Annotated in this window: 1 protein-coding gene; it reads left to right on the plus strand. The window is 39.1% G+C overall.

Going from position 1 to position 1,488, the window contains the following annotated elements:
* A partial coding sequence (locus ACFIMC_RS03710; protein WP_375685656.1) for a Vomp family autotransporter occupies positions 1–1,488 on the plus strand: 1,488 nt, incomplete at both ends.

The raw sequence follows: 1,488 nt of genomic DNA on the forward strand, positions 1-1,488 counted from the left end.
ATTAATCTTACAAGTGCTGCTGCAGTTCTTTATGATAAAGAAAACGGTACCGTTAATTATGGTAGCGTAACTTTAGGTGGGATGGATAACCAAGTCCCTGTTGCTCTCCATAATGTTAAAGATGGCATAATTGCGCAAGGATCGCATGATGCAATCAATGGGAACCAAATTAATAAAATATCTGGAGATATAGCAAATTATTTTGGTGGTGGTGCCTCGTTCGAAAATGGTGCTTTTAAAGGACCAAACTATAGTTTATCTGTTATTGTTGAAGATGGTCAGGTGGCAAAAGCCAATTATCATGACGTTGGCTCAGCTTTGAGTGGTCTTGATGCAAATGTGAAGAGTGTGAATACGCATCTGACGAATGTGGTAAAAGATGTCAATGAAAAAATCACGAATATTACACAAGAAGTCAAAGGGGACGCTTTGTTGTGGAGCGGTGATGAGCAGGCATTTGTAGCACAGCATGGAGAGGGAAGAACCAATAGCAAAATTAAGTTTCTTGCCAATGGAGATATTTCTGCTAACTCAACAGATGCTATAAATGGTTCGCAGCTTTATTTGATGAGCAACCAATTGGCTGCGTATTTTGGTGGTGGCGCTGGTTATAATAATGGAAAATGGACCGCTCCTACTTTCAAGATAACACATTTCAAGGCTAACGGGAGTTCTGCTGAAAAGAAGGATTATCATGACGTTGCCAGTGCTTTTGACGGTGTAAGTGAGAGTATGTCTAAGATAAACGACCGCATTCAAAATGTTGAAAACAATGTCTCGTCCAATGGTTTAAATTGGAATGAGCAGAAAAAAGCTTATGACGCTAGCCATGATGGTCAACCAAGTAAGATTATCAATGTAGCAGATGGTAAAATTGCAGAAGGTTCAAAAGATGCAGTCAATGGTGGACAGCTTTGGGAGACCAACGAACGTATCACTGGCGTTGAAAAAGATATTAAACATATTGAAAACAGAGTCGACAATATTTCCACTACGGTTACGAATATTGGTGAAACAGTTTTCAATATTGAAGACAGAGTTGATAATATTGAGAACACGGTTAATAATCTTTCTGATGGTGCAGTTAACTATGATAAAGATGTTGATGGTAAAAAGACCAATAAGATCACTCTAAAAGGTGGGAATGAAAGTGAACCTGTTATGATTGATAATGTTGCGGATGGTCGTATTGAACAAGGTTCGAAAGAAGCTGTTAATGGTGGTCAACTGCATGATTACACTGAGCAGCAGATGAAGGTCGTTCTTGATCAATCAAAGCATTACACAGATCAACGGGTGAATAATATCGTTATCGATGCTATTGATGATGCCGTTGATCGGGCTCACCAATATACAGATATGAAGTTTAATATTTTAAGTTATGACATTAAGAGTGTACGCAAAGAAGCAAGGCAAGCAGCGGCGGTTGGTCTAGCAGTGTCCAATCTACGTTACTTCGACGAACCAGGATCTTTGAGTGTCTCATTT

Origin of the sequence: Bartonella sp. AP21QHHD (assembly GCF_042196205.1) — a bacterium.
In the GTDB taxonomy this organism is placed as follows: Bacteria; Pseudomonadota; Alphaproteobacteria; order Rhizobiales; family Rhizobiaceae; genus Bartonella.